General features: G+C 58.8%; 19 protein-coding genes and 1 pseudogene. 15 read left to right on the top strand and 5 right to left on the bottom strand.

Translation table 11 applies throughout. From position 1 onward, the window contains the following. Positions 1-42: 42 nt before the first annotated feature. From FZ025_RS10280 to FZ025_RS10315, 8 genes are all read left to right on the top strand, one after another. Entirely contained in the window at positions 43-1,824 is a 1,782-nt protein-coding gene (locus FZ025_RS10280; protein ID WP_046980145.1) for an autotransporter assembly complex protein TamA, read from the top strand. Beyond that, positions 1,821-5,657 (top strand): translocation/assembly module TamB domain-containing protein, encoded by a 3,837-nt coding sequence (locus FZ025_RS10285; protein WP_046980144.1) that lies wholly within the window; start codon positions 1,821-1,823, stop codon positions 5,655-5,657. The genes FZ025_RS10280 and FZ025_RS10285 overlap by 4 nt, the downstream gene beginning before the upstream one ends. A 435-nt stretch (positions 5,658-6,092) precedes the next feature. After that, positions 6,093-7,646, top strand: a complete 1,554-nt coding sequence (locus FZ025_RS10290; RefSeq protein ID WP_146093615.1) for a hypothetical protein — start codon at positions 6,093-6,095, stop codon at positions 7,644-7,646. Between the two features lie 75 nt (positions 7,647-7,721). After that, positions 7,722-8,738: an IS30 family transposase gene (locus tag FZ025_RS10295; RefSeq protein WP_158185509.1), complete on the top strand. Its 1,017-nt coding sequence runs from the start codon at positions 7,722-7,724 to the stop codon at positions 8,736-8,738. 42 nt (positions 8,739-8,780) lie between these two features. Further along, complete coding sequence (locus FZ025_RS10300) at positions 8,781-11,303, top strand: RHS repeat domain-containing protein (RefSeq protein ID WP_104559063.1); 2,523 nt, start codon at positions 8,781-8,783, stop codon at positions 11,301-11,303. Positions 11,304-11,407: 104 nt separating this feature from the next. Continuing rightward, positions 11,408-11,737, top strand: coding sequence for a hypothetical protein (locus FZ025_RS10305; protein WP_146093657.1), 330 nt, complete (start codon positions 11,408-11,410; stop codon positions 11,735-11,737). Between the two features lie 486 nt (positions 11,738-12,223). Further along, positions 12,224-13,120: an RHS repeat-associated core domain-containing protein gene (locus FZ025_RS10310; protein WP_158185549.1), complete on the top strand. Its 897-nt coding sequence runs from the start codon at positions 12,224-12,226 to the stop codon at positions 13,118-13,120. A 10-nt stretch (positions 13,121-13,130) separates the two neighbouring features. After that, positions 13,131-13,574 (top strand): DUF4265 domain-containing protein, encoded by a 444-nt coding sequence (locus tag FZ025_RS10315; RefSeq protein ID WP_046981473.1) that lies wholly within the window; start codon positions 13,131-13,133, stop codon positions 13,572-13,574. Between the two features lie 72 nt (positions 13,575-13,646). On the opposite strand, the pseudogene FZ025_RS10320 reads toward FZ025_RS10315, so the two are convergent. Further along, positions 13,647-13,949: pseudogene (locus tag FZ025_RS10320) on the bottom strand (transposase); the annotation flags it as partial. Positions 13,950-13,957: 8 nt separating this feature from the next. Here FZ025_RS10320 and FZ025_RS10325 point away from each other — a divergent pair. The 4 genes from FZ025_RS10325 to FZ025_RS10340 all read left to right on the top strand — a co-directional run bounded on the left by FZ025_RS10325 (position 13,958) and on the right by FZ025_RS10340 (position 16,454). Further along, a complete protein-coding gene (locus tag FZ025_RS10325) occupies positions 13,958-14,260 on the top strand; it encodes a hypothetical protein (RefSeq protein WP_104559065.1) in 303 nt (100 codons plus the stop codon). A 104-nt stretch (positions 14,261-14,364) separates the two neighbouring features. Beyond that, on the top strand, positions 14,365-14,694 hold the full coding sequence (locus FZ025_RS10330; protein WP_146093657.1) for a hypothetical protein: 330 nt from the start codon (positions 14,365-14,367) through the stop codon (positions 14,692-14,694). A 486-nt stretch (positions 14,695-15,180) separates the two neighbouring features. Next, complete coding sequence (locus FZ025_RS10335; RefSeq protein ID WP_158185550.1) at positions 15,181-16,119, top strand: RHS repeat domain-containing protein; 939 nt, start codon at positions 15,181-15,183, stop codon at positions 16,117-16,119. Between the two features lie 20 nt (positions 16,120-16,139). After that, positions 16,140-16,454 carry a hypothetical protein gene (locus FZ025_RS10340; protein ID WP_146093662.1) on the top strand — a complete coding sequence of 105 codons (315 nt, stop codon included), beginning with the start codon at positions 16,140-16,142 and terminating at the stop codon, positions 16,452-16,454. Positions 16,455-16,514: 60 nt separating this feature from the next. Here the strand turns inward: FZ025_RS10340 and FZ025_RS10345 are convergent, their stop codons facing one another. Together FZ025_RS10345 and FZ025_RS10350 are read right to left on the bottom strand one after the other, a co-directional pair. Then, positions 16,515-16,802 (bottom strand): DUF6037 family protein, encoded by a 288-nt coding sequence (locus tag FZ025_RS10345; protein WP_341873203.1) that lies wholly within the window; start codon positions 16,800-16,802, stop codon positions 16,515-16,517. Further along, positions 16,742-16,930: a hypothetical protein gene (locus tag FZ025_RS10350; RefSeq protein ID WP_146093661.1), complete on the bottom strand. Its 189-nt coding sequence runs from the start codon at positions 16,928-16,930 to the stop codon at positions 16,742-16,744. Before FZ025_RS10350 ends, FZ025_RS10345 begins: the two co-directional genes overlap by 61 nt. Positions 16,931-17,480: 550 nt before the next feature. Here FZ025_RS10350 and FZ025_RS10355 point away from each other — a divergent pair. After that, entirely contained in the window at positions 17,481-17,936 is a 456-nt protein-coding gene (locus FZ025_RS10355) for a DUF4265 domain-containing protein (protein WP_104559066.1), read from the top strand. 1,226 nt (positions 17,937-19,162) lie between these two features. Then, positions 19,163-20,023, top strand: a complete 861-nt coding sequence (locus FZ025_RS10365) for an RHS repeat-associated core domain-containing protein (protein ID WP_104559048.1) — start codon at positions 19,163-19,165, stop codon at positions 20,021-20,023. Positions 20,024-20,141: 118 nt separating this feature from the next. Here the strand turns inward: FZ025_RS10365 and FZ025_RS10370 are convergent, their stop codons facing one another. Both FZ025_RS10370 and FZ025_RS10375 read right to left on the bottom strand, forming a co-directional pair. Then, positions 20,142-20,597, bottom strand: coding sequence for a DUF695 domain-containing protein (locus FZ025_RS10370; protein WP_104559049.1), 456 nt, complete (start codon positions 20,595-20,597; stop codon positions 20,142-20,144). An 8-nt stretch (positions 20,598-20,605) separates the two neighbouring features. Further along, complete coding sequence (locus FZ025_RS10375; RefSeq protein ID WP_208803758.1) at positions 20,606-20,965, bottom strand: helix-turn-helix domain-containing protein; 360 nt, start codon at positions 20,963-20,965, stop codon at positions 20,606-20,608. A gap of 216 nt (positions 20,966-21,181) precedes the next feature. On the opposite strand from FZ025_RS10375, the gene FZ025_RS10380 reads away from it, so the two are divergent. Beyond that, positions 21,182-22,309, top strand: a complete 1,128-nt coding sequence (locus FZ025_RS10380) for a hypothetical protein (RefSeq protein WP_053057378.1) — start codon at positions 21,182-21,184, stop codon at positions 22,307-22,309. Positions 22,310-22,332: the final 23 nt, after the last annotated feature.

Genomic DNA, 22,332 nt, shown 5'->3' on the forward strand with positions numbered 1-22,332 from the left:
GTGGTTAACAGCTTCACACGCGGTGTCGGTATTCTGGCGCCCATGCAATCCATCCCCCACCTCGCCCTTTTCCTCTCGCTGTTGTCGCTTGTCGGCGCCGCCCAGGCCAGCGGCACGATCGAAAAAGTACAGATCCTGGGCCTGGACGAGGGCGACGACGCGGCGATGATCGAGAACATCGAAGTCGCGCTGTCGCTGTACCAGACCATCGGCAAGGTGCAGGGCGAATCGCGCCTGGAGTACCTGCTGAGCCAGGCCGAGCGGCAGACCCGGCAGGCGCTGGAACCGTTCGGCTACTACACCCCGACCATCACCGTCGAAGCGCCGCGCCGCGCCGACACGCTCACCGTGACCGTGCACGTGGACAAGGGCGAGCCGGTGCGGGTACGCAATTTCCATGTGGGCATCACCGGGTCGGCCGAGGACGACAGCTACCTGGGCGAAGACCTGCAGAAGTTCCATCCCAAGACCGGCGAGGTCTTCGACCACACCACCTACGAGACCAGCAAGGTCGCCATCACCCGGCGCCTGGCCGAGCGCGGCTACTTCGATGCCGACTTCACCCAGCGCAAGGTCGAGGTGACCCGTGCCGACCACGCCGCCGACATCGACCTGAGCTGGGACAGCGGCCGCCGCTACAACATGGGCGCGATCCGCTTCCACCAGGACTATTTCAAGCAGACGCTGTTCGATCCGCTGGTGTACTGGGACGAAGGCAGCTACTACCACGAAGGCAAGCTCGACCGGCTGCGCGAGTCGCTGGTCAAGCTCGACTATTTCAGCGTCGTGGACATCCAGCCCAAGCCCGCGGAGGCCGACGCCGACGGCAATGTGCCGGTCGATGTGAAGCTGACCCGCGCCAAGCGCAGCATCTACACCAGCGGCGTCAGCTATGGCAGCGAGAGCGGCGCCGGCGTGCGCCTGGGCGTGGACCGGCGCTACGTCAATGCGCGCGGGCACAAGCTCAGCACCCAGCTGGACTATGCGCAGAAACGCAAGAGCCTGATCACCAGCTACCGGGTGCCGGCATTCCGCTGGCTCGACGGCTGGTACACCGCCTCGCTGCGCGTCTACGACGAGCAGACCGACTACATCGACCTGCGCAACCTCAAGCTCACCGGCAGCCGCAGCGGCGAGATCAACGAGCACTGGACCGCGATCGCCTCGCTCAACGCGCTGCGCGAGCGCTGGCGCTACGCCACCGACGAGGTGTTCGACGGCGCGCTGTACCAGTACTCCACGCTGGTCTATCCGCAGATCGAAGCCGACTACGTGGGCGTGGACGACAAGGTATTCCCGCGCAAGGGCTTCAGCGGCAACGTCAGCCTGCGCGCCGGCGCCGAAGGGCTAGGCTCGGACGCCAGCTTCACCCAGGCGCACATGCGCCTGAACTGGTTCCAGGGCCTGGGCGACAACAGCCGCCTGATCCTGCGCGGCGAAGCTGGCAGCACCTGGACCAACGCGCTGGTGGCGATGCCGCCGAGCCTGCGTTTCTTCGCCGGCGGCGACAACAGCATCCGCGGCTACGCATTCCGCGAGGTCGGCCCGCGCACCGCCAAGCCGGACCGCTTCGCACTCGGCGCCAAGCACGTGCTCACCGGCAGCGCCGAATACGAGCAGTACTTCAAGGGCGGGCCGTGGGGCGGCGCGGTGTTCGTCGACAGCGGCAGCGCCTTCGACGATACCCCCGACTGGCACACCGGCGTCGGCTTCGGCGTGCGCTGGCGCTCGCCGGTGGGGCCGGTAAGGGTGGACATCGCGCACGGCTTGAACGATCCGGACTCGCAGTTCCAGCTCTATCTCAACATCGGAGCCAACCTGTGAGCGCGACCGGCCCCGCCACGCCTGCACCGCCGCCGCGGCGCCCGCGCTTCTACCGGCGCAAGCGCTTCTGGTGGGGCTCGGCGCTGACCGTCGCCGGGCTCGGCCTGCTGGCCTTGCTGGCCGTGTACTGGCTGCTGCAGACGGTGGCCGGGCGCGATGTGCTGCTGGCGCAGATCGTGGCGCGGCTGCCGGCCGGATCCTCGCTGACCTGGGAGCGCGCCGAGGGTCCGCTGGCCGGTCCGCTGATCCTGTACAACCTGGATTTCCGCTACGACCAGATCCACTTCACCGCCGAGCGCGCCTACCTGGATCCGGACATCCGCCCGCTGCTCGGGCGCAAGCTGCAACTCGACACGCTGCAGCTGAAGAACGCCACGCTCAACCTGGCCAAGAGCGACGAACCGTTCGAACTGCCGAGCTGGCCGCAGTCGCTGCCGCAGATCGAAGTGCCGCTGGCGCTGCAGGCCGATCGCATCCTGATCAACGGACTGCGCATCACCCAGGCGCAGCAGCCGATGATCGATATCCACACGCTGCATGGCGGCATCGAAGTGGCCAATGGCGAATTCCGTGCCAGGCAGCTGGTGGTGACCAGCGACCGCGGCGATTTCCGTGTCGATGGCGATTACGTGCCGGCGCAGGACTACAAGGCCAACCTCACCGCCAGCGCGGTCTTGCCGGCCGCGCGCGGGCGCACGCCGGCGCGGCTGGGCCTGGTCGCGCGCGGCAACCTGGACAAGATGGAAGTGGCGATCGCCGGCAACGCGCCAGCGCCGCTGCGCACCACGCTGGTGTTCACCGGCCGCACCGATCCCACCTGGCAGTTCGCGGCGAGCAGCAAGGCGCTGGACCCGTCGCTGTTCGTGCCGCCCGGCGATACCGCGGCCCCCGCCAGCGAGCCGATCGCGTTCGACCTCAGTGCGTCGGGCAAGGGCGGCGACGCCAAGCTGCAGGGTCAGCTCGCCTACGGCGCGCAGACGCTGACGCTGGACCCGTCCAATGTGCGCCTGGACAACCAGGTGCTCACCGTCGCGCCGCTGCAACTGCGCGCCTTCGACGGCCAGGCGCGGCTGCGCGGCACCGCCGACTTCCGCGATCCGAACAACGCCACGTTCCGCTTCTCGGTCAATGCCAGCGGCCTGAATTTCGCCACCGCACCGGACCCGTCCACGCCGGATGCGCCGGCCGTGCCGATCAAACTGGTCGACGCCAACCTCGGCCTGGCCGGTACGCTGAAACAGTGGGCCACCTACGGCGAGGCCACCGTATCGCGCGGTAAGGACAGCGCCGAACTGCACCTGGATGTGCGTGGCGACGACCAGCGCGCGCAGCTCAAGCAGGTGCAGGCGAAGATGCCCAGCGGCACGCTCGACCTCGGCGGCGAAGTGGCATGGGCGCCGGAACTGAGCTGGGATCTGAACGCCACGCTGGCCGGCTTCGACCCCGGCTATTTCGCACCGGGCTGGGACGGCACCCTGTCCGGCCAGTTCGCCTCCAAGGGCAAGCAGTTGCCGGCGCATGCCGACGGCAGCGCCGCCGGCTACCAGGCCAGCCTCGACGTGCCGCGCCTGAACGGCAAGCTGCGCAGCCGCCCGCTCGACGCCACCGGCACCTTCGCGCTGCAGGGCGCGCAGGGCGAAGGCAAGCTGCAACTGGCGTTGGGCGACAGCCGCGTGCAGGCGCAGGGCAAGGTCGGCGACCAGCTCGACATCGATGCGCAATTGCAGCCGCTGCAATTGGCCGACCTGCTGCCTGGCGCCACCGGCAGCCTGCGCGGCAGCGTGCAGGTCAAGGGCCGCCGCGATGCGCCCGACCTCACCGCCGACCTCACCGGCAACGGCCTGAAGTGGGACAGCTACGGCGCCGACAGCGTGAGCCTGCGCGGGCGCCTGCCGTGGCGCGGCAGCGGCGGCGAACTGGCCTTGCGCGGCAGCGCGATCAGCGCCGGCGTGGCGCTGCAGACGCTGCGCGTGGACGCACGCGGTGCGGTGGAGAACCTGCAGCTCGATGCCGACACCCACAACGACATGGGCGCGCTCGCCGTCGCCGGGCAAGTGCGCCGCGACGGCGCGCGCTGGCAGGGTGGCTTGAACACGCTGCGGGTGGCACCGGCCAAGGGCGAGCCGTGGCAACTGCGGCAACCGGCCACGTTCGCCGTCGCCGGCAGCGCCTTCACCCTGTCCGACACCTGCCTCGGCGCCAGCGGCGGCGGCGCGCTGTGCGTGGCCGCGAACTGGCCCAAGCAAGGTCTGACCCTGCGCGGCGACGCCTTGCCGCTGTCGCTGGTGCAACCGTGGCTGCCGCCCAACAGCGGCCGCAAGATGTATCTGCGCGGCGAACTCACCCTCGACGGCAGCTTCAAGCCGGCCGGCAATGCGTGGCAGGGATCGCTGCGGCTGGCCTCGCGCGAAGGCGGCCTGCGCCTGGGCGACAACGCGCGCGGCGAACTGCTGCGCTACGACCAGTTCAGTTTCGTCACCGATTTCACCGCGCAGCACATCCATTCCAAGCTCGGCGTCGGCTTCCAGGGCGACGGCTTCATCGATGCCGCCGTGGACACCGGCTGGGACGCGTACGCGCCGCTCACCGGCGAGATCTACATGAACATGTCGCGGCTGTACTGGATGGAGCTGTTCTCGCCCGACCTGGTGCGGCCCAAGGGCCTGGTCGAAGGCCACGTCAGCCTGCGCGGCACGCGCTCGCAGCCGTCGATGGGCGGCGACGCCACGCTCAGCGACTTCACCGGCGAACTGCCGGCGCTGGGCCTGACCCTGAGCGAAGGCAAGGGCCGCTTCGACGCGCAGCCGGACGGATCGGCGCGCATCGTCGCCTCGGTCAAATCCGGCGAAGGCACGCTCAACGTCGACGGCGGCCTGTCCTGGTATGGCGACAGCACGCCGCTGCAGTTGAATATCCGCGGCAGCAACGTGCTGGTGTCGAATACCGCCGAACTGCGTGCGGTGGCCAATCCCGACCTGCAGTTCGGCATCGCCAACAAGACCATGAAATTGAATGGCCAGGTCAGCGTGCCGTCGGCGGACATCGACCTGGAACGGCTGGACCGCGGCACCTCGGTGTCCGAGGACGTGGTGGTGCTGGACCCGGCCGACCCGGAAGAAACGCCGAGCTCGCCACTGGAAATGGACCTGCGCGTGGTGCTCGGCGACCAGGTCAAGATGGCCGGCTTCGGCCTGAAGGGCGCGCTGACCGGCGCCATGCAGGTGCGCTCGCGCCAGGGCCGCGAGATGACCGCCACCGGCGGCCTCGACGTCAGCGGCCAGTACAAGGCCTACGGCCAGGACCTGACCATCACCCGCGGCCAGCTGACCTGGAGCAACAACGTCGTCTCCGACCCGCGCATCAACATGCGCGCGCAGCGCAAGATCGGCGACGTCACCGCCGGCATCGACGTCACCGGCCGCGCCACCGCCCCGCGCGCCGACGTGTGGTCGGACCCGTCGATGTCGCAATCCGAAGCGATGGCGTACCTGGTCCTGGGTCGCAGCCTCAGCAACGCCAGCAGCGACGAAGCCGACCAGGTTACCGCCGCGGCCAGCGCGCTGTCGGCCGGCAGCGGCATCCTCGCCTCGCAACTCGGCGCCAAGCTCGGCTTCGACGACGCCGGCGTCAGCCAATCGCGCACCCTCGGCGGCTCGGTGGTCGGTTTCGGCAAATATCTGTCGCCCCGGCTTTACGTCAGCTACGGCGTCTCCCTGGTCGGCAGCGGCTCGGTGCTGACCCTCAAGTACCTGCTCGGCCGCGGCTTCGACGCGGAAGTGGAATCGAGCACGGTGGAGAATCGTGGGTCGCTTAATTGGCGGAAGGAGAAGTAGGGGGAAGGGGGGGCTAGGAGGCCGTGCAGTACTGGCTTGAAGGCTAAGATTGAAGAAGGGAATGTTGACGTCCACATCTTCATCTTGTATTAATGAGACATCCTCGGTGCAACGCCGAGGTCTCGGGGGGAAATTATCCGATTGTGACGCGGAAGTCCGTAGATGGTCTCCCATGCGTGATCCGCATGGACGTTTTGCTTTGCCGATGCGGCGCTGCGCTGATTTTTTATCTTCTGAGAGGGGGCGGGAATGCTAGGAGTTCGAAGCCGTAGTCAGTCGTTTTTTGTAACATGGACGTCAGCTTCTTTGTGGCTTTTTCTAGCGTCCAACCTCACAGCGCAAACGATCCCCGACCAATACGAGAAAGTTATTCGTGAGCGTGGCCAGATAACTGGATTGGGCTCCGAGTTATTTGGAGACAAGGTTGGGCTTTACATGGGGGATTTGGAATTTGTTCAAAAAGACATTGATATTCCGGGGAATAATACACTGTCTGTTTCTATCTCTCGGCGTTTTGTTGTTAATTCAAGCAATTTGATAACGTCGCGACCTTTTAAGGATTGGGAGCTTGACGTCCCTCACATCCATGGCGTTTTCGCAATAAACTCGTCTCCCAATAATTCTGGATGGGAGCCTACCCGATGTTCCCAGTTCTTTGCTCCCTTGGGTGTGAGTGCTTCGGAAGGAGTGAGTTATCCAAGCGAAATTTTGTGGAACGGAACATATGTATATCTTCCGGGGGTAGGGGATCAGGAGATTTTAAAAGCAACTCCTGCAGCACTCCCCACACCTCAGGATGGAACGGCTTATCCGCTTTCTACGAAAGACGCCTCCATATTCAGTTGTTTGAGCTCTTTAGCTGGGTCCAGTTCCGGCACCGGCGAAGGATTCACGATGATTCGTCCGGACGGGACGAAGTATCGTTTTGACCATTTAGTGACGCGTTATGCAAGCAGCCTGCTTGATAGCTACGGTAAGCCGGTTCGGAGAAATGAGATTTGGATTCTCCCGACATCGGTGACGGATCGCTTCGGAAATACCGTGACTTATACATGGTCCGGCTGGCAATTGATCAGCATCGTTGCCAGTGATGGGCGGCGAATCGATATAACCGGGTTGCCGATTACGAGTGTTACTGACGGAACAAGAACATGGAGATATGAATACTCGAACTCCAGCACGCCTGCGCTGATCAAGGTCAGTCTCCCGGACAACTCTGTTTGGCAATATGCCTTGTCCCAGCTGTATGGGGAGCAATCTGTTATCGATGGTGCTGGTGCATGTAATTCGGGCGGTAGTAACGCACAGTATGGCAATACCTCGGGTCGTAAGGGCACGATGATTCATCCTAGCGGTGCACTAGGTGAATTTACAGTCGTTGCCGCAAAGCACGGACGTTCGTGGGTTCCGGCTGAGTGCAAGAACCTTTATGCTAATACACCAACTTATGAAGTCCAGCCTCAGGTCTTATATAATTATCGGATCCTGCAGAAGAAGTTGACAGGGCCTGGCTTGCCCACGCAAGGCGAGGTTTGGAGCTATGTTTATGGCCCGCCAAATCACTGCTGGGCACCGAGTCAGGTTTATCCTGGTTTTCTGGGGGCTCCTAATATTGTTTGTAATGCGAATTCTCCAGTAACAAAAGAGGTTCTTGTGACTTCCCCAGATTCATCGGTCACTCGATACACATTTGGTAATAGATACAACCAGACAGAAGGAAGGATGTTGCGCGTTGACTTTAATTGGAATGGAACTTCTGCTGGCCGTACCGTTCAATATGCATATCACTCGCCAAAAGCAGGCCCCTACTCTGAATCATTTGGCTACAGTATTCAGCCTCGCGGTGATAGCTATTTATCCAACGCCAACATGCCTGAAGAGAGCGTTGTTACAGAGGAACAGGGCGTGCTGTTCAAGAGCTTAGTGAATAGCTTCGATAACTTTGCGCGCCCCACTAGCGTGACAAAAAGTAGCAGTCCTAGGCCTTAAGGTAATTTAATGGTGTTTTATGATGGGCAGACTCAACTTCCAAGTGCAACACCTCACAGAGCGTAGGGTGTTGCGATGGGAAGACAGTACAGTCATCTGAGTAGTGAGGAACGCGCGGTGCTTCAGGTCGAACGCGATCGGGGAACGAGTCTTCGTGGGATCGGTCGCCGCCTGGGGCGTAGCGCATCGACGCTGAGCCGCGAGATCCGGCGTCTGGACAGCGGCGTGTACTCGGCGCATGCGGCAGCCCTGGTGTATCGATCGCGGCGATCGCGCAGCGTACGAGCACGCAGGCTGATCGCGGGCGCGGTGCTGTTCGAGTTCGTCCACGACCGTCTTGTGTTCGATCGCTGGTCGCCGCAGCAGATCGCGGCCACACTGCGGGACATGCATCCAGACGACGCCAGCCAGCGGGTCAGTCACGAGACGATCTACGCGGCCATCTACGCGCATCCGCGCGGCGGCCTGAAGCAGGCCCTGGTCGATGCATTGCGCCAGAGCAAGCCCACGCGAGGCCGCAGGCGCACCACAGCAGCGGCGCGCACCTGGGTACCGGAGGAGCTGCGCATCGTGCATCGGCCCGAAGCGGTGGAACAGCGCCTGCTGCCGGGGCATTGGGAGGGCGACCTGATCAAGGGCGCGTTCAACCGGTCCTGCGTGGGCACGCTGGTCGAGCGCAAGACACGCTTCGTGGTGCTGTGCAGGATGGATGGCTGCACCGCGGACGCCGCGCTGGAAGGCTTCACTCGCCAGATGAAGAAGCTGCCGGCCTTCCTGCGCGAGAGCCTGACCTACGACCGCGGAACGGAACTGACCTGTTACGAGGAGCTGATGCGACGGTTGAACATCGACGTGTGGTTCGCCGATCCGTATGCGCCGTGGCAGCGGGGCAGCAACGAGAACACCAATGGCCTGCTGCGCCAGTTCCTGCCCAAGGGCGTGGACTTGTCGCAAGCGAGCCAGGAGTACCTCAATCACGTCGCCAAGCTGATGAATGGGCGTCCTCGCCAGACATTAGGCTGGGCCACGCCGGCAGCGGCCATGGAGAAGGAAATCCTCGCCTTCAAATCACGTGTTGCACTTGATTCTTGAGACCGCCATGCCTTGGGATTTCAGCACTAATTCGGAAAATATATGAATTCCTCGATCAGTGGGAGGTTGCTGATTATATTTGCGCTAGGTCTTTTGCAGGCTGCGCCGCTAACAGTGATGGCGCAGAACTATACTAAAACTGAAACAATTTCCTACTCTGACAATACTTCAAAGTGGGTGTTGGGTCAGATAGCCAGCTCGACCGTGGATGGCATCACGGTATCGGAAACGACATATAGCGCCAATGCTCAGCCGTTGACCATTAAGTCTTTTGGTAAGCTGCAACAGACGCTGACCTACAACGCCGACGGTAGTATAGCTACGTTAAAGGACGGCAACGGCAATATGATTACGCTGTCGTTTTGGAAGCGTGGTATCCCTCAGTCGATCGCTTATCCAAATGGCGCGACCAAATCGGCGACGGTTAACGATAATGGCTGGATCACCGCGGCTACCGATGAGAATGGCTACGTCACTACCTATGGATACGACACCATGGGCCGACTGGCAAGCATCGTTTATTCTGGTGGCGACAGCACGGCTTGGAACACCACCACGCAGGCGTTCGAGCAGGTGGCGACCGCAGAGTATGGGCTGTCAGCCGGTCACTGGCGGCAGACGATCGCTACTGGCGACGCGCGCAAGGTGACCTACTTTGATGCGTTGTGGCGGCCGGTTATTACCTACGAGTTCGATGCGGGGAACCAGGATGCAAGCCGTCGTTACCAGCGTTTCTCTTACGACTACGCGGGGCGTACGACGTTCAGCTCATATCCTGGATACACGGATGCGCTGAGCGCCGGCATTTGGAGCAACTACGACGCGTTGGGACGGAAGACTTCGGTTTCGCAGGACTCGGAGTTGGGCACGTTGACCATGGTGACTGAGTACTTGTCGGGCAACCAGACGCGGATCACCGATCCGCGCGGCAACAAAACGCTGACTGGCTACCAGGTCTTCGACCAACCGGCCTATGACGTGCCGGTCTGGATCCAGCACCCGGAAGGCACGACCACCGAGATCGCGCGCGATGTTTTTGGTAAACCAACGTCGATCCGGCGCCGCGATGCCAGCGGCGGCGTGTCCCTGACCCGCAGCTACGTGTATGACGGCTACCAACAGCTGTGCAAGACGATAGAACCGGAGACGGGCGCGAGCGCAAACGGCTATGACGCCGCCGGCAACATCGTCTGGACGGCAAGCGGGCTATCGCTGCCCAGTACGACAGCCTGCGACGCCGATGCAGCCTTCGCATCTGGTCGTCGTGTCGATCGCAGCTATGACGCGCGCAATCGAATCACGGCACTGACCTTCCCGGACGCCAACGGCAACCAGCGCTGGGCCTATTGGCCCGATGGCCAGGTCAAGCAGATCACCACGATCAACAACGGCATCTCGACCTATAACAGCTACGCCTACAACAAGCGTCGCCTGCTGGTGGGGGAAAGCCAGGGCCAGGCCGATGGCGAGACCTGGTCGATTGGCTATGGCTACAACGCCAATGGCCATCTGGCAGCGCATCGTTATCCGTCAGGACAGACCATCGACTATGCACCCAACGCCTTGGGGCAAGCCACGCAGGCAGGCAGCTACGCGACCGCGGTGAGCTACTCCCCCAACGGTGCGATCAAGCAGTTCACCTACGGCAACGGCATCGTGCACACGCTGACCCAGAATGCACGTCAGCTGCCCGACACGAGTCAGGATGCCTACGGCGGCACGGCATTCCTGAGCGACGGCTACGACTACGATGCCAACGGCAACGTGGCCGCCATCAGCGACGGGGCGACCGGACGCAACCAGCGCGGCAATCGCACCATGGCCTACGACGGCCTGGATCGCCTGACCTCGGCCGCCTCGCCGATGTTCGGCACCGCGACCTATGGCTACGACGTCCTCGACAACCTGATCCACGTCGTGGCGCCGGGCCGCGACCACTACTACTGCTACGACGGCTATTGGCAGCTGACCAACGTCAAGACCGGCAATTGCAGCGGTAGCACCGTCATCGGCATGAGCTATGACCTGCAGGGCAATCTGAGGAACAAGAACGGCCAAGGCTACGTCTTCGACTACGGTAATCGCCTGCGCGAGGCGACGGGCAAGGAAACCTACCGCTACGACGGCTACGGCCGCCGGACCCTGGCGAGGCAAAGCGCCGGCACCATCGGCTCGATGTACGACCAGGCAGGAGCGCTGCGTTACCAGAAGAATCAGCGTCAGGCCAAGGCGACCGACTACATCACGCTGGGCGGCAGTCTCGTGGCCGAGGCCGACTGGCCGTTCGGGCAGACGGCGTCGGTCAAGGACTACGTGAACTGGACAGCGGTTGGTGGCGCAACGCGCTACGTGGTGGAAGAGAGCGTGGATGGCGTGACGTGGACATCGGTCTATGAAGGCGCCGATCCCAGTTGGACATCGCTGGCCAGGCCTTCAGGCACCTACGCGTACCGCGTACTGGTGTGCATGCCAGATGGAACATGCAGCCAGGCGACGGATGTGGCCCACGCCCAGCGGCCGGCATTCGCCATCGTGCCGCTTCTGTATCAATTGCTGCTCAACTGAGGGGATTGACGTGAATTCAAGATCGATGATGGGGATATGTGTATTGGCTGAGAATTAGCCGGCGAGCCTATTTTTCCAATAAATGACCTTAAAGGGGGTGCAAAATGCTAAGGGCAATTGCTTTTATAGTTATATTTTTTGCTTGTGGGCACGTTTATGCTGTCTCATACAATATCGACGGACAAACAATAGCCAGTCTATCTACGGGTTGGGTGGGGGAAGGCCTGTTTGTGGATACGCAGGGTACGCTGCCATCAGGGGCGAACTGCGGAAATGGCAACCGCTTTCTTATCGAGCCAGGAGCGCCGATGCAGAAAGAGATGGTCTCGCTATTGCTGATGGCCATGCAGAACAAAGTGCCAGCGACGCTCTATGTGGATGGCTGCAGTGGCGGCGTCATGAAACTGAAGTCTGTATCCATTTCGAAGAGTTGAAGGTCACGAAAGTAAGAACGCTAGGGTTGATCTTGCTTGGCTTGTTGAAGGCACCTAATACCCAAAAAACTCAACCGAAGCACTCGCAAACCATTGAGCGGCAAAGCATGAAATTCTCAAAATCGAGGTCTTTAGGGAGCCATATCAGGGGAAGCCTGATCATTTCGTATGGTTCAGCGCCACGCCGGATGCGTGCAAGGCCGCAAGTCCCACACGCCGGGTCATGCGATTCAGCGAAACGCAACCAGGCGGGAAGTCGATGCTTGCGGTCTTGATGACGGCCCTGGTCAACAAGCGAAAAGTTGATGTGCAAGCGAGTGGACGCAGTATTTCCGAAATCTATCTGAAATGGCGAAGTGGCGGTGGTGCGTTGTCGTAGCGATACAGTATGCTTCTAATCGGCAATATTGAGAGCTCTGCTAATCGTGCATATGTTGATACTTCTAGTGAATGAAATCAATCATTCAAAAAGTGTAAGGACGAGTCATGTTGAGAATTCGGGTGGTTAAGGCAGCGCTGCGCGTCACCGCTGCAGCGGCCATTTCATTGCTCATCGTGTTCAGCGCCTCGGCGCAGACGGTTCGGTATGTCCATACGGATGGGCTGGGTTCTGTGGTACTGGTGACGGACAAGGACCGGAATATTATCGAGCGCAGCGAGTACGAGCCGTATGGGAGTTTGCTTAATCGCCCGTTGACGGATGGGCCTGGTTATACGGGGCATGTCATGGATGCGGCGACGGGGCTGGCATATATGCAGCAGCGGTATTACGATCCGATGGGGGTGTTCCTCTCTGTCGATGCGGTCGGCGTGGACACGACCACGGCATGGAACTTCTGCCGCTACTGCTATGCCGCGAACAATCCGTACAAGTTCAAAGACCCTGATGGCCGAATCATCGACACGATTGCTGATATTGGCTTCATCGGGTATGACATCTACGATATCTCTCAGAATGGTTGGAGTTGGACCAGTGGAACTGCGCTTGGCGCCGACGTTGTTGGTGCGGTGGTACCATTTGCCACAGGGCTTGGCACCGGGGTCAGGGCTGCGGCACACGCTTCTGATGTTGCGAAGGGAGTAGAAAAAGCTGCACCCAAGGTGTCTAAGTACGTCGAGGGCGGTAAGTTCTCAAAAGCGACGAAAGAAACTGCGGCAGAGCGAGCCAGCAAGGCGTGTGAATATTGTGGCGTAAAGACAACGCCTGCTCAAAAATCCGAGCGCGGCGTTACTCCGCCGAAGAATGAAGCTCAAACGGACCATATTGTTCCGCGATCCCAAGGTGGAACAAATTCGCCTGAAAATGCAGCTCATGCCTGTCGCGAGTGCAATCAAAAAATGTCTGATACTCCGAAGCCTAATCCGCGTGAAAAATTAGAGTAAGTTGAATCGCATGGTCGATCATAAGAAAGTCGTTTTTGATATAAAGCAAGATGCCGATGGCTATCCGCCGGTGACTCAGGAAGGATTGTGGTCAAGGTTATTGCCGAATGGAAATTTTGTCATCGACAATATTCCATTTTATGTGGCTGGAATCAGCTCCGAAGATGAGATCGAGGCCGAATCTATTGATGGGGAACTGCGTTTCAAGAAGCTTTTGAAGCCATCTGGAATATCAACTTTTTGGCTGATCCTTGCGGATCCTGAAACCAATGCGAAGGTGCGAGCACATTTGGAATATCTCGGATGCAAATCCGAGTACAATCAATATATTGGATTGATTGCGGTCGAGATACCGAGTAGCACGCCGATCCATCCATTTCTCGACTACATAATGGAAGAAAAGGAGAATGGAACCCTGGATTTTGAGGAGAGTGCATTGCGGCATAAGCTGTAGTAATCAAAAGCAAACTTCAGGATCAGGTTCACTTATTCAGTGGTCATTGCGGGTCCTGATTAGCCCTGACCCTCAGCCATGAAAATTGCTTGCCGCGCGCAGAACCGTCTCTGGGCAAGGCTTGCAGCGCATCATGGCGGTGGCAAGTCGCGGCAGCATCTGGCGCAAGCGGAATCGGCGATTGAAGCGGTAGGCGGCTTCGGCCAGATAGCGTCTTGCGTATTTGCCTTGAGCGATGGCGTGATACACGCCGCTGATGGCGCGTTTGAGGTTGCCCAGCACCACGTTGACCCAGCGCGCGCCAGGCGTTTCGGTGGCCGCACGCCCTCCGCCGGTGTCCAGCGTCGTGTGCGCGTGCCCGGCCTCTTCCAGGCGGCAGTCTCGTGGCCGAGGCCGACTGGCCGTTCGGGCAGACGGCGTCGGTCAAGGACTACGTGAACTGGACAGCGGTTGGTGGCGCAACGCGCTACGTGGTGGAAGAGAGCGTGGATGGCGTGACGTGGACATCGGTCTATGAAGGCGCCGATCCCAGTTGGACATCGCTGGCCAGGCCTTCAGGCACCTACGCGTACCGCGTACTGGTGTGCATGCCAGATGGAACATGCAGCCAGGCGACGGATGTGGCCCACGCCCAGCGGCCGGCATTCGCCATCGTGCCGCTTCTGTATCAATTGCTGCTCAACTGAGGGGATTGACGTGAATTCAAGATCGATGATGGGGATATGTGTATTGGCTGAGAATTAGCCGGCGAGCCTATTTTTCCAATAAATGACCTTAAAGGGGGTGCAAAATGCTAAGGGCAATTGCTTTTATAGTTATATTTTTTGCTTGTGGGCACGTTTATGCTGTCTCATACAATATCGACGGACAAACAATAGCCAGTCTATCTACGGGTTGGGTGGGGGAAGGCCTGTTTGTGGATACGCAGGGTACGCTGCCATCAGGGGCGAACTGCGGAAATGGCAACCGCTTTCTTATCGAGCCAGGAGCGCCGATGCAGAAAGAGATGGTCTCGCTATTGCTGATGGCCATGCAGAACAAAGTGCCAGCGACGCTCTATGTGGATGGCTGCAGTGGCGGCGTCATGAAACTGAAGTCTGTATCCATTTCGAAGAGTTGAAGGTCACGAAAGTAAGAACGCTAGGGTTGATCTTGCTTGGCTTGTTGAAGGCACCTAATACCCAAAAAACTCAACCGAAGCACTCGCAAACCATTGAGCGGCAAAGCATGAAATTCTCAAAATCGAGGTCTTTAGGGAGCCATATCAGGGGAAGCCTGATCATTTCGTATGGTTCAGCGCCACGCCGGATGCGTGCAAGGCCGCAAGTCCCACACGCCGGGTCATGCGATTCAGCGAAACGCAACCAGGCGGGAAGTCGATGCTTGCGGTCTTGATGACGGCCCTGGTCAACAAGCGAAAAGTTGATGTGCAAGCGAGTGGACGCAGTATTTCCGAAATCTATCTGAAATGGCGAAGTGGCGGTGGTGCGTTGTCGTAGCGATACAGTATGCTTCTAATCGGCAATATTGAGAGCTCTGCTAATCGTGCATATGTTGATACTTCTAGTGAATGAAATCAATCATTCAAAAAGTGTAAGGACGAGTCATGTTGAGAATTCGGGTGGTTAAGGCAGCGCTGCGCGTCACCGCTGCAGCGGCCATTTCATTGCTCGTCGTGTTCAGCGCCTCGGCGCAGACGGTTCGGTATGTCCATACGGATGGGCTGGGTTCTGTGGTACTGGTGACGGACAAGGACCGGAATATTATCGAGCGCAGCGAGTACGAGCCGTATGGGAGTTTGCTTAATCGCCCGTTGACGGATGGGCCTGGTTATACGGGGCATGTCATGGATGCGGCGACAGGCCTTACGTACATGCAGCAGCGCTATTACGACCCGATGTGCGGGTGCTTCCTCAGCGTTGATCCCGTCACCGCTTACAGCAATGGAGACTGGCGGTTCTTCAACCGCTATGCCTACGCATTCAACAATCCCTACAAGTTCACTGACCCGGATGGACGTGCATCATTGAGAATGATTGCGGACGCTTTTCGGGTAGAGGTAAGTGCGGGATTGCAGTTGGAGGCGAAAGCAAAGCTGACAAATGCAGTTCAATTGGGTGGTGGATTAGGGTCAATGAGTATGGGTGTAGGCGTTTCTGGCGCAATGGATGGGTACGCCTTTGAAGAAGGTCGTGGACCATCTCTTGGTGTGGTGGTCGCAGATAAAGTTCAAGCAGGTTGGACGCCATCCACGAATCGCAGTGAACAGGGTAGATACAATGTCCCCTTCACAGAGCACGAAGAGAAAGGGAGTTTTGCTTTTGGCTTAAAGAAGGACTCTGGGAGTGTTAGCAGTGAAACACAGGTCGCTCCATCGCCGACCGAGTTCAGCGCAAAGATTGGAGCGATCATTGGAATGGAGATAAAAGTGGACATTGGTCAAGCGGCGTACGGTCTTTTTAGTGCGAAGCCCGGTGAGCAGCCGGCACAAGAAATTGAAGCCAAGCAGCAATGGAAACAATACAAAGAGGATGTTCACCCATGATCGTTGGTGAGGAGAATTAAGTGGCGACCACACTTGCTAAAGGGCGCATTGAGCGGGTGATGGCAAAGACGTGTTTGTGGTCGCTCGCTGCCGCAGTTTTGGTTAATTTATTTCCTGAAGGGGCGTTCTCCAACCGGCATTTTGTCGGTGGCGTTACCGTTGTTGCAGTTGTTTTGTTTGTATCTTGGATTTTCCTGATGGGAAATCATATTTATAGGATGATTTTCGACAAGTCATCTTCGTACACGATTGGCCAAGTACTGGCTGTGTTATTCATTCCGGTTCTTGGCGCAATCGTGGTTTCTCTACGAAAAACTGTGCCCTCAGGTGCATAGGCGCTATGCTGGCTACTGGAACAGAAGCAACGAGGCCCGCTCACGCGGGCCTCGGTGCTTCTACCGATCCAACGGCGCGACGAACGCCCGCGCCTTGCTGGGATCGGCCGTCCAGCGCGAACTCTGGTTGGTGCGCTGGCAGATGTCGCGGATGCGCTGCCCGAAGCAACGCCTGGTCTTGTCGAGGTTGGCGTCGCTGACGCGGTTGGGCGGCGTGAGGTTGTTGTCCAGCCAGCCCAGGAAATACGGCTTGTCGGCTTCGTCGAGGTGTGCGCCGTAGGTGCGGGTCACGTCGGCGAGTGTCGGTCGGCGGTAGTCGGACGGAATGGCCGCATCGATCTCTTGCAGGAAGCCGCCGGCCGGAACGGGACGAAGCTGCCCGCACCCTGGTCGAACAGTTGCGCCAGCGGCTTGTAGTCGTCGCCGAAGTCCGCGCTCACGAAGTAGCCGGCACTAGCCCGATTAGCCAGTTTCATCGTTATCGATATGCAAATAGTAACCCGTATAAGTTCGCCGATCCCGACGGGAGGCAAGTAGCTTGCGCTGATAATCACTGCTCGGGCGTGGTTCGAAATCATTTAGATGAGTTGTATGTTCTCACCTTTTATGCAAACCGAGTCATCGAAAACGCCATTGTCAATACAATCACGCAGCCGGGAATACAGATTCCGGAAGAAACTATTAGGAATTTGACTCAGTCTAATGAAAGTCAAACTTCTGACCGTGAACCTGGAACCGATGGGAAAAGAGGTTCGACTGGTGGACCCGGCGAAGGCAAGCGTTTCCCGCAAGAGTCGCCAGACACCAAGGAGGTAAAAGAAGGTGTACCCTGTCGATACTGCGGCCAGCCGACAACAAATCAGCCGGGGCAGCCAAATTCACGAGAAAGGGATCACATTGACCCGAAGAGTCGGGGGGGGGGGGGGACAACTCCCCTGAGAATGAGGGGAATTCTTGTAGAACTTGCAACCGAGAGAAGGGGGCGAGGAATCCGGACGAGTGGCAACCCCAAGACAGAGGTAAGTAATGAATCAAAGAGTCACGGTGGAATTTCCTGTCTCTGAAGGCGGCGAGCATCTTGTTGAGAGAATGCATGCACTTGCCCGTGGAGACGGCAACTTTGTTCTTGATAACTCGCCGTTTTATGCATTTGGCATCAGTTGCGGAGATGTTTTTTCTGCTTCGCCAAGTGAAGATGGTGGATTGGTCTTTTCCGAAGTAGTTTCGCGTGGCGGGCATTCTACCTATCGGGTTAAATTGCCGGCCGGACGCAAGCATGAAGACTTTTTGGCGCACTGGCTTGTGTTGGAAAAGCTGGGATGCACCTACGAGGGTTCGTCGGCGAACCCTGAAAGGCTTTACTCAATAGATGTTCCTGCGGGGGCGGATGTCTTTGAGATTTATCGATTGCTTGAAGAGGGTGAGCGCGAAAAGGCATGGTTCTTTGAAGAGGGATATTACTTCAAGCCTGTGTCTGACTAGGAGCGGTTCCAAGTTCACTTCCTGATCGCCCATGAAGCACAAGGCCCGTCCATGGCGGGCCTTGTCGTTGTCGGGTTGTGATGTTCGGTCAGCGATCGCCGCTGCGCTCAAACCGCCGTGCATCGTGCTTGGGTATCATGCCTTCGAGCATGGGAGTGGATGACCTGCTGGTCCTCGGGCGACATGCGCAACGGTGAATGCTGATGTCGGCGAGTAGCCCGTTTTTGAAGACTTTATCGAGCGAGGTGCGATATGCGCTGGACTGCTCCGCTACATCCATACTCAATCCGACCCATCATGGATGCGGTTTCAATACTGAGCGTTCACGTTGAACAAGATTGACCGGGAAACTGGACCCGCGGTCGAGTCGCTGCATCATTTGTCCGATTCTTCCAGCCTTCGGCGGCGCGGCGAGCAAGTGCATGTGGTTGCTCATCAGTACATGCGCGTGCAGTTCGCAGTCGGTGGCATGCAGGTAGCGGGGGAATCCAGCAAACCAGCAGACACTCCGGGAAATAATTACTGCTCCGACAAATGTCAATCAGTGTGCAAAAGGTATGACGGCTGGAAATGGAGGCCGCTGATGAAAGCAATTCCGTGGAAAATTTTCTTATGTATTTCGGTGGCGTTTATGGCGGCATGCGCGCCAACGTCATCTCAGTCTGCGCCGGCCTCAGCGCCGCCGTCCAGGTGCGAAATTAAATTCGCCGTGTGGTGCATTGCGGAAGGGGCATACAAAATATCTCGTGTGCTGGCGTCCGATGGAGTGCATGACAGAATTTGGACACTTACTGGTAGGTTTCAAACTGACTCGAAGTTGGTTATTTTCGAGCCAAACGGGTGTAATGCGGGACACGCTGATAAAGCTGTTCTTCTTGGAGTGGAGAAGGCGTTCCCTTGGCAAGGTCAGCAATGGAATCGGATCAGTGTACGGTTGAAGCGGGATGCTACTTGTGATCTCCGAGTACTGGTGCCGGCTGCTACCAATGACCCTATGGAGTGGGGCTACTCAAGTGGGCTGCCTCTGATCCGAACTTGCACAAAGAAAGAATGCCCGGCGCAGAACTTGGGTGATCTAAAGACACAGATTGCAAACTAGGCATCAAAGGGACCAGGCATCAAAGGGGCCAGAGGAAATATCCACTTCAACCGCATATTTCCTCCGGCCCTTTTTTTTGCCGGCCCCTTTTTTGAAATCAATCATTCAAAAAGTGTAAGGACGAGTCATGTTGAGAATTCGGGTGGTTAAGGCAGCGCTGCGCGTCACCGCCGCAGCGGCCATTTCATTGCTCGTCGTGTTCAGCGCCTCGGCGCAGACGGTTCGGTATGTCCATACGGATGGGCTGGGTTCTGTGGTACTGGTGACGGACAAGGACCGGAATATTATCGAGCGCAGCGAGTACGAGCCGTATGGGAGTTTGCTTAATCGCCCGTTGACGGATGGGCCTGGTTATACGGGGCATGTCATGGATGCGGCGACGGGGCTGGCATATATGCAGCAGCGCTATTACGATCCCATGTGTGGGTGCTTCCTGTCGGTGGATCCGGTAGCTGCGAATCCGAGTACCGGTGCAAGCTTCAATCGCTACAACTATGCCAACAACAACCCCTATCGCTTTACTGACCCCGATGGCCGACAGAGCAATGAGGGGCCAGTTCAATCCTTTGGTGAGTTCGGCGATCGTCTTTGGAGTTCAGTAGATAGCGGGATATTCCATGTGACTGGGCAAGCAATTGCAGCAGATGTCGCCTATGGCGTTGGATTAGCCACCGGCAATGAGAGTTTGCAGAATGCTGCTTTAGATGGAATGCGTTCGAACGTCACTGCCTCAGATGGAGTTAGTGCTGCTTCGATGCTGGTAGGTCCTCGTGGTGGTGGGAAGACATCCACCACATACACGCGTACCGGGCCTGAAGGAGTGTATGCGGGCAGAACCAGCGGCAAGGGGACGCCAGAGCAACAAGTTGCGGCAAGAACTAGACAACCCGACCACCAAGCAAAACGGCTCAAGGCTATGGTCCTGGCGTTGTCGACAAAAATTCCTCGAATGGGGCTGCGATACGAGGTCGCGAACAGCAGCTCATAAATCAGAATGGTGGTGCGCAATCGCAAGGTGGAACTTCTGGCAACAAAATAAATGGTGTGTCTCCGACTAATCCTCAACGAGAGATTTATCAGAAAGCTTGTACAAAGGAGTTTGGCTGTTAATTAAAGTGCGGGTCATGCTCAAGAAGATGAAGTTCCGGCTGGGCTAGCTCCCAGTCATCATCCCGCTCCATCTTATAATCCCACTCACGCAGTGGGGATGGTTCTGCAGCAAGTATCTGCAGCGTAGCGTTCGCCATTTCTGGATCGTGCACGCGATAGATCAATATTCGTTCGCCTCGTGCGGTGATGCGAGCTAGGAAAAGTGCGTTCTGAGCGACTTGCAGTGGGTTGGCGATACTGTCTTCCAAGCGATGGAGAGCTTTGCCTTCTTCATCGGTTGGCATGCCGTTGGCGCCCAGTAACTTGCAATCGATGCTGATCCTCAGATGCCATGGAAAAGCCTCGCGATCCTTGAATGTTCGCAGCGCGGAATTAACGACGACGACAGCCGGGTCGTCGCCAATCGAGGTGTTGATTAGCGTGTAGTAAGGCTTTGGGATCATCATGTTCATCCTTGCTGTTATCGCCCGGCTTGCGCGAGCAGCGAGTCGAGCACTTCGCTGACCATCTTCTGCTTGGCCTTGGGCAAAGCGTGCAGGCGTTCGAGTTGTTGCATCAGCTTCGGCGTGGGGCCGCGCTTGCTGGCGGTGGCCGGCTGGCCGATCAAGGCTTCGACCGAAGTGCCTAACAGCGTGGCCAGGCGCGGCAGGTTCGAGATGGGCACGCGGCGTCGGCCGCTCTCGTAGGCGGTGACTGTCTGTTGCGATACGCCGAGCTGCTCGGCGAGCTGCACCTGGGTGATGCCCTGGTCTTTACGCAGGCCGGTGATGCGGGCACCGAGCTGGATGAAGAAGGCACGTTCGTCGTCGCTGATGGCCACGGTGGGGTGTGTAAGCGTGTGGAGGTGAGCCATACCGTATCCATAGGTTTGCTATTGGGGTTGACGATACTACAAAAGCGGATATTATCAAGGCAGAATTGTTCTGCTTGACAGGTTTTTGGCCGGAGGCCCGCTCATGACGCAACCCCTTGATCCTTCGTCGGCGCTGTCCGCGCCCTTGTCGGTGCCGCCGACCGGCCCTGTGGTGGAGTGGAGGTGGTCAGCGAAGATGACGTTCGGTTCACTCGTGGCCCGCGTGCCTATCGCGTGCGTGGGCTGGCCCGGAACCTCTCGGCCGAGTCGTTGAAGATCACACTGCGGTTGAGTGCCGGCGATCACCTACACCTGGACAGGCTGGACCTGTATCAAGCCCGGCAACGCGGTACGTTCGCGAAGGCCGCTGCGCTGGAACTGGGCGTATCCGAATCGATCATCACCGGCGACCTGTCGGCGCTGGTCATCGCGTTGGAGCCATTGCAGGAACAGGCCATCCGAGGCGCGTTGCAGCCGGACACGGCTTCGGATGCGCTGGTGTTGAGCGAAGCCGAAGAAGCGGCCGGGCTGGCGCTGCTACGCGATCCTGCGCTGGCCGAGCGCATCGTGGCGGACGTGGAAGCCATCGGTGTGGTGGGCGAAGGGACTAATGCGCTGGTCGGTTACTTGGCGATGGTGTCGCGGCTGCTGGCCAAGCCGCTGGCGATCCTGATCCAGTCCACCAGCGCAGCGGGCAAATCGACCCTCATGGATGCGCTGCTGTCGCTGATGCCCGAACGCGAGCGGGTGCACTACAGCGCCATGACCGGGCAAAGCCTGTTCTACATCGGCGAAGGCGACCTCAAACACACGATCCTGGCCATCGCCGAGGAAGAAGGCGTGCGCCAGGCTGCGTATGCGTTGAAGCTGCTGCAATCGCAGGGCGAGTTGACCATCGCCAGCACCGGCAAAGACCCGGCCACCGGCAAGCTGGTGACATCGGAATATCGCGTCGAAGGCCCGGTGATGCTGTGCCTGACCACCACGGCCATCGACATCGACGAAGAACTGTTGAACCGTTGCCTGGTGTTGACGATCAACGAGACGGCCGAACAGACCGCCGCGATCCAGCAGCGGCAACGGCAGGCGCGCACGTTGGCTGGCTTGCAGGCCAACGTGCGTGCAGAGCAGGTGCTTAGCGCACACCGCGCCGCGCAATCGCTGCTGCGGCCACTCGCCGTGGTGAACCCGTTCGCCGAAAGCCTGACCTTCGGCATCAAAGGGGCCAGTGGCATCAAAGGGGCCAGAGGAAATATCCACTTCAACCGCATATTTCCTCCGGCCCCTTTTTTTTGCCGGCCCCTTTTTTGAAATCAATCATTCAAAAAGTGTAA

Origin of the sequence: Xanthomonas hyacinthi (genome assembly GCF_009769165.1) — a bacterium.
Taxonomy (GTDB): domain Bacteria; phylum Pseudomonadota; class Gammaproteobacteria; order Xanthomonadales; family Xanthomonadaceae; genus Xanthomonas_A; species Xanthomonas_A hyacinthi.

What these genes read in the sequence shown, in the direction of transcription:
- FZ025_RS10280 (WP_046980145.1), top strand. Translation starts at nt 43, where the DNA reads ATGCAATCCATCCCCCACCTCGCCCTTTTCCTCTCGCTGTTGTCGCTT.
- FZ025_RS10290 (WP_146093615.1), top strand. Translation starts at nt 6,093, where the DNA reads ATGGGGGATTTGGAATTTGTTCAAAAAGACATTGATATTCCGGGGAAT.
- FZ025_RS10295 (WP_158185509.1), top strand. Translation starts at nt 7,722, where the DNA reads ATGGGAAGACAGTACAGTCATCTGAGTAGTGAGGAACGCGCGGTGCTT.
- FZ025_RS10300 (WP_104559063.1), top strand. Translation starts at nt 8,781, where the DNA reads ATGAATTCCTCGATCAGTGGGAGGTTGCTGATTATATTTGCGCTAGGT.
- FZ025_RS10305 (WP_146093657.1), top strand. Translation starts at nt 11,408, where the DNA reads ATGCTAAGGGCAATTGCTTTTATAGTTATATTTTTTGCTTGTGGGCAC.
- FZ025_RS10310 (WP_158185549.1), top strand. Translation starts at nt 12,224, where the DNA reads ATGTTGAGAATTCGGGTGGTTAAGGCAGCGCTGCGCGTCACCGCTGCA.
- FZ025_RS10315 (WP_046981473.1), top strand. Translation starts at nt 13,131, where the DNA reads ATGGTCGATCATAAGAAAGTCGTTTTTGATATAAAGCAAGATGCCGAT.
- FZ025_RS10330 (WP_146093657.1), top strand. Translation starts at nt 14,365, where the DNA reads ATGCTAAGGGCAATTGCTTTTATAGTTATATTTTTTGCTTGTGGGCAC.
- FZ025_RS10335 (WP_158185550.1), top strand. Translation starts at nt 15,181, where the DNA reads ATGTTGAGAATTCGGGTGGTTAAGGCAGCGCTGCGCGTCACCGCTGCA.
- FZ025_RS10350 (WP_146093661.1), bottom strand. Translation starts at nt 16,930, where the DNA reads ATGAAACTGGCTAATCGGGCTAGTGCCGGCTACTTCGTGAGCGCGGAC.
- FZ025_RS10355 (WP_104559066.1), top strand. Translation starts at nt 17,481, where the DNA reads ATGAATCAAAGAGTCACGGTGGAATTTCCTGTCTCTGAAGGCGGCGAG.
- FZ025_RS10365 (WP_104559048.1), top strand. Translation starts at nt 19,163, where the DNA reads ATGTTGAGAATTCGGGTGGTTAAGGCAGCGCTGCGCGTCACCGCCGCA.
- FZ025_RS10370 (WP_104559049.1), bottom strand. Translation starts at nt 20,597, where the DNA reads ATGAACATGATGATCCCAAAGCCTTACTACACGCTAATCAACACCTCG.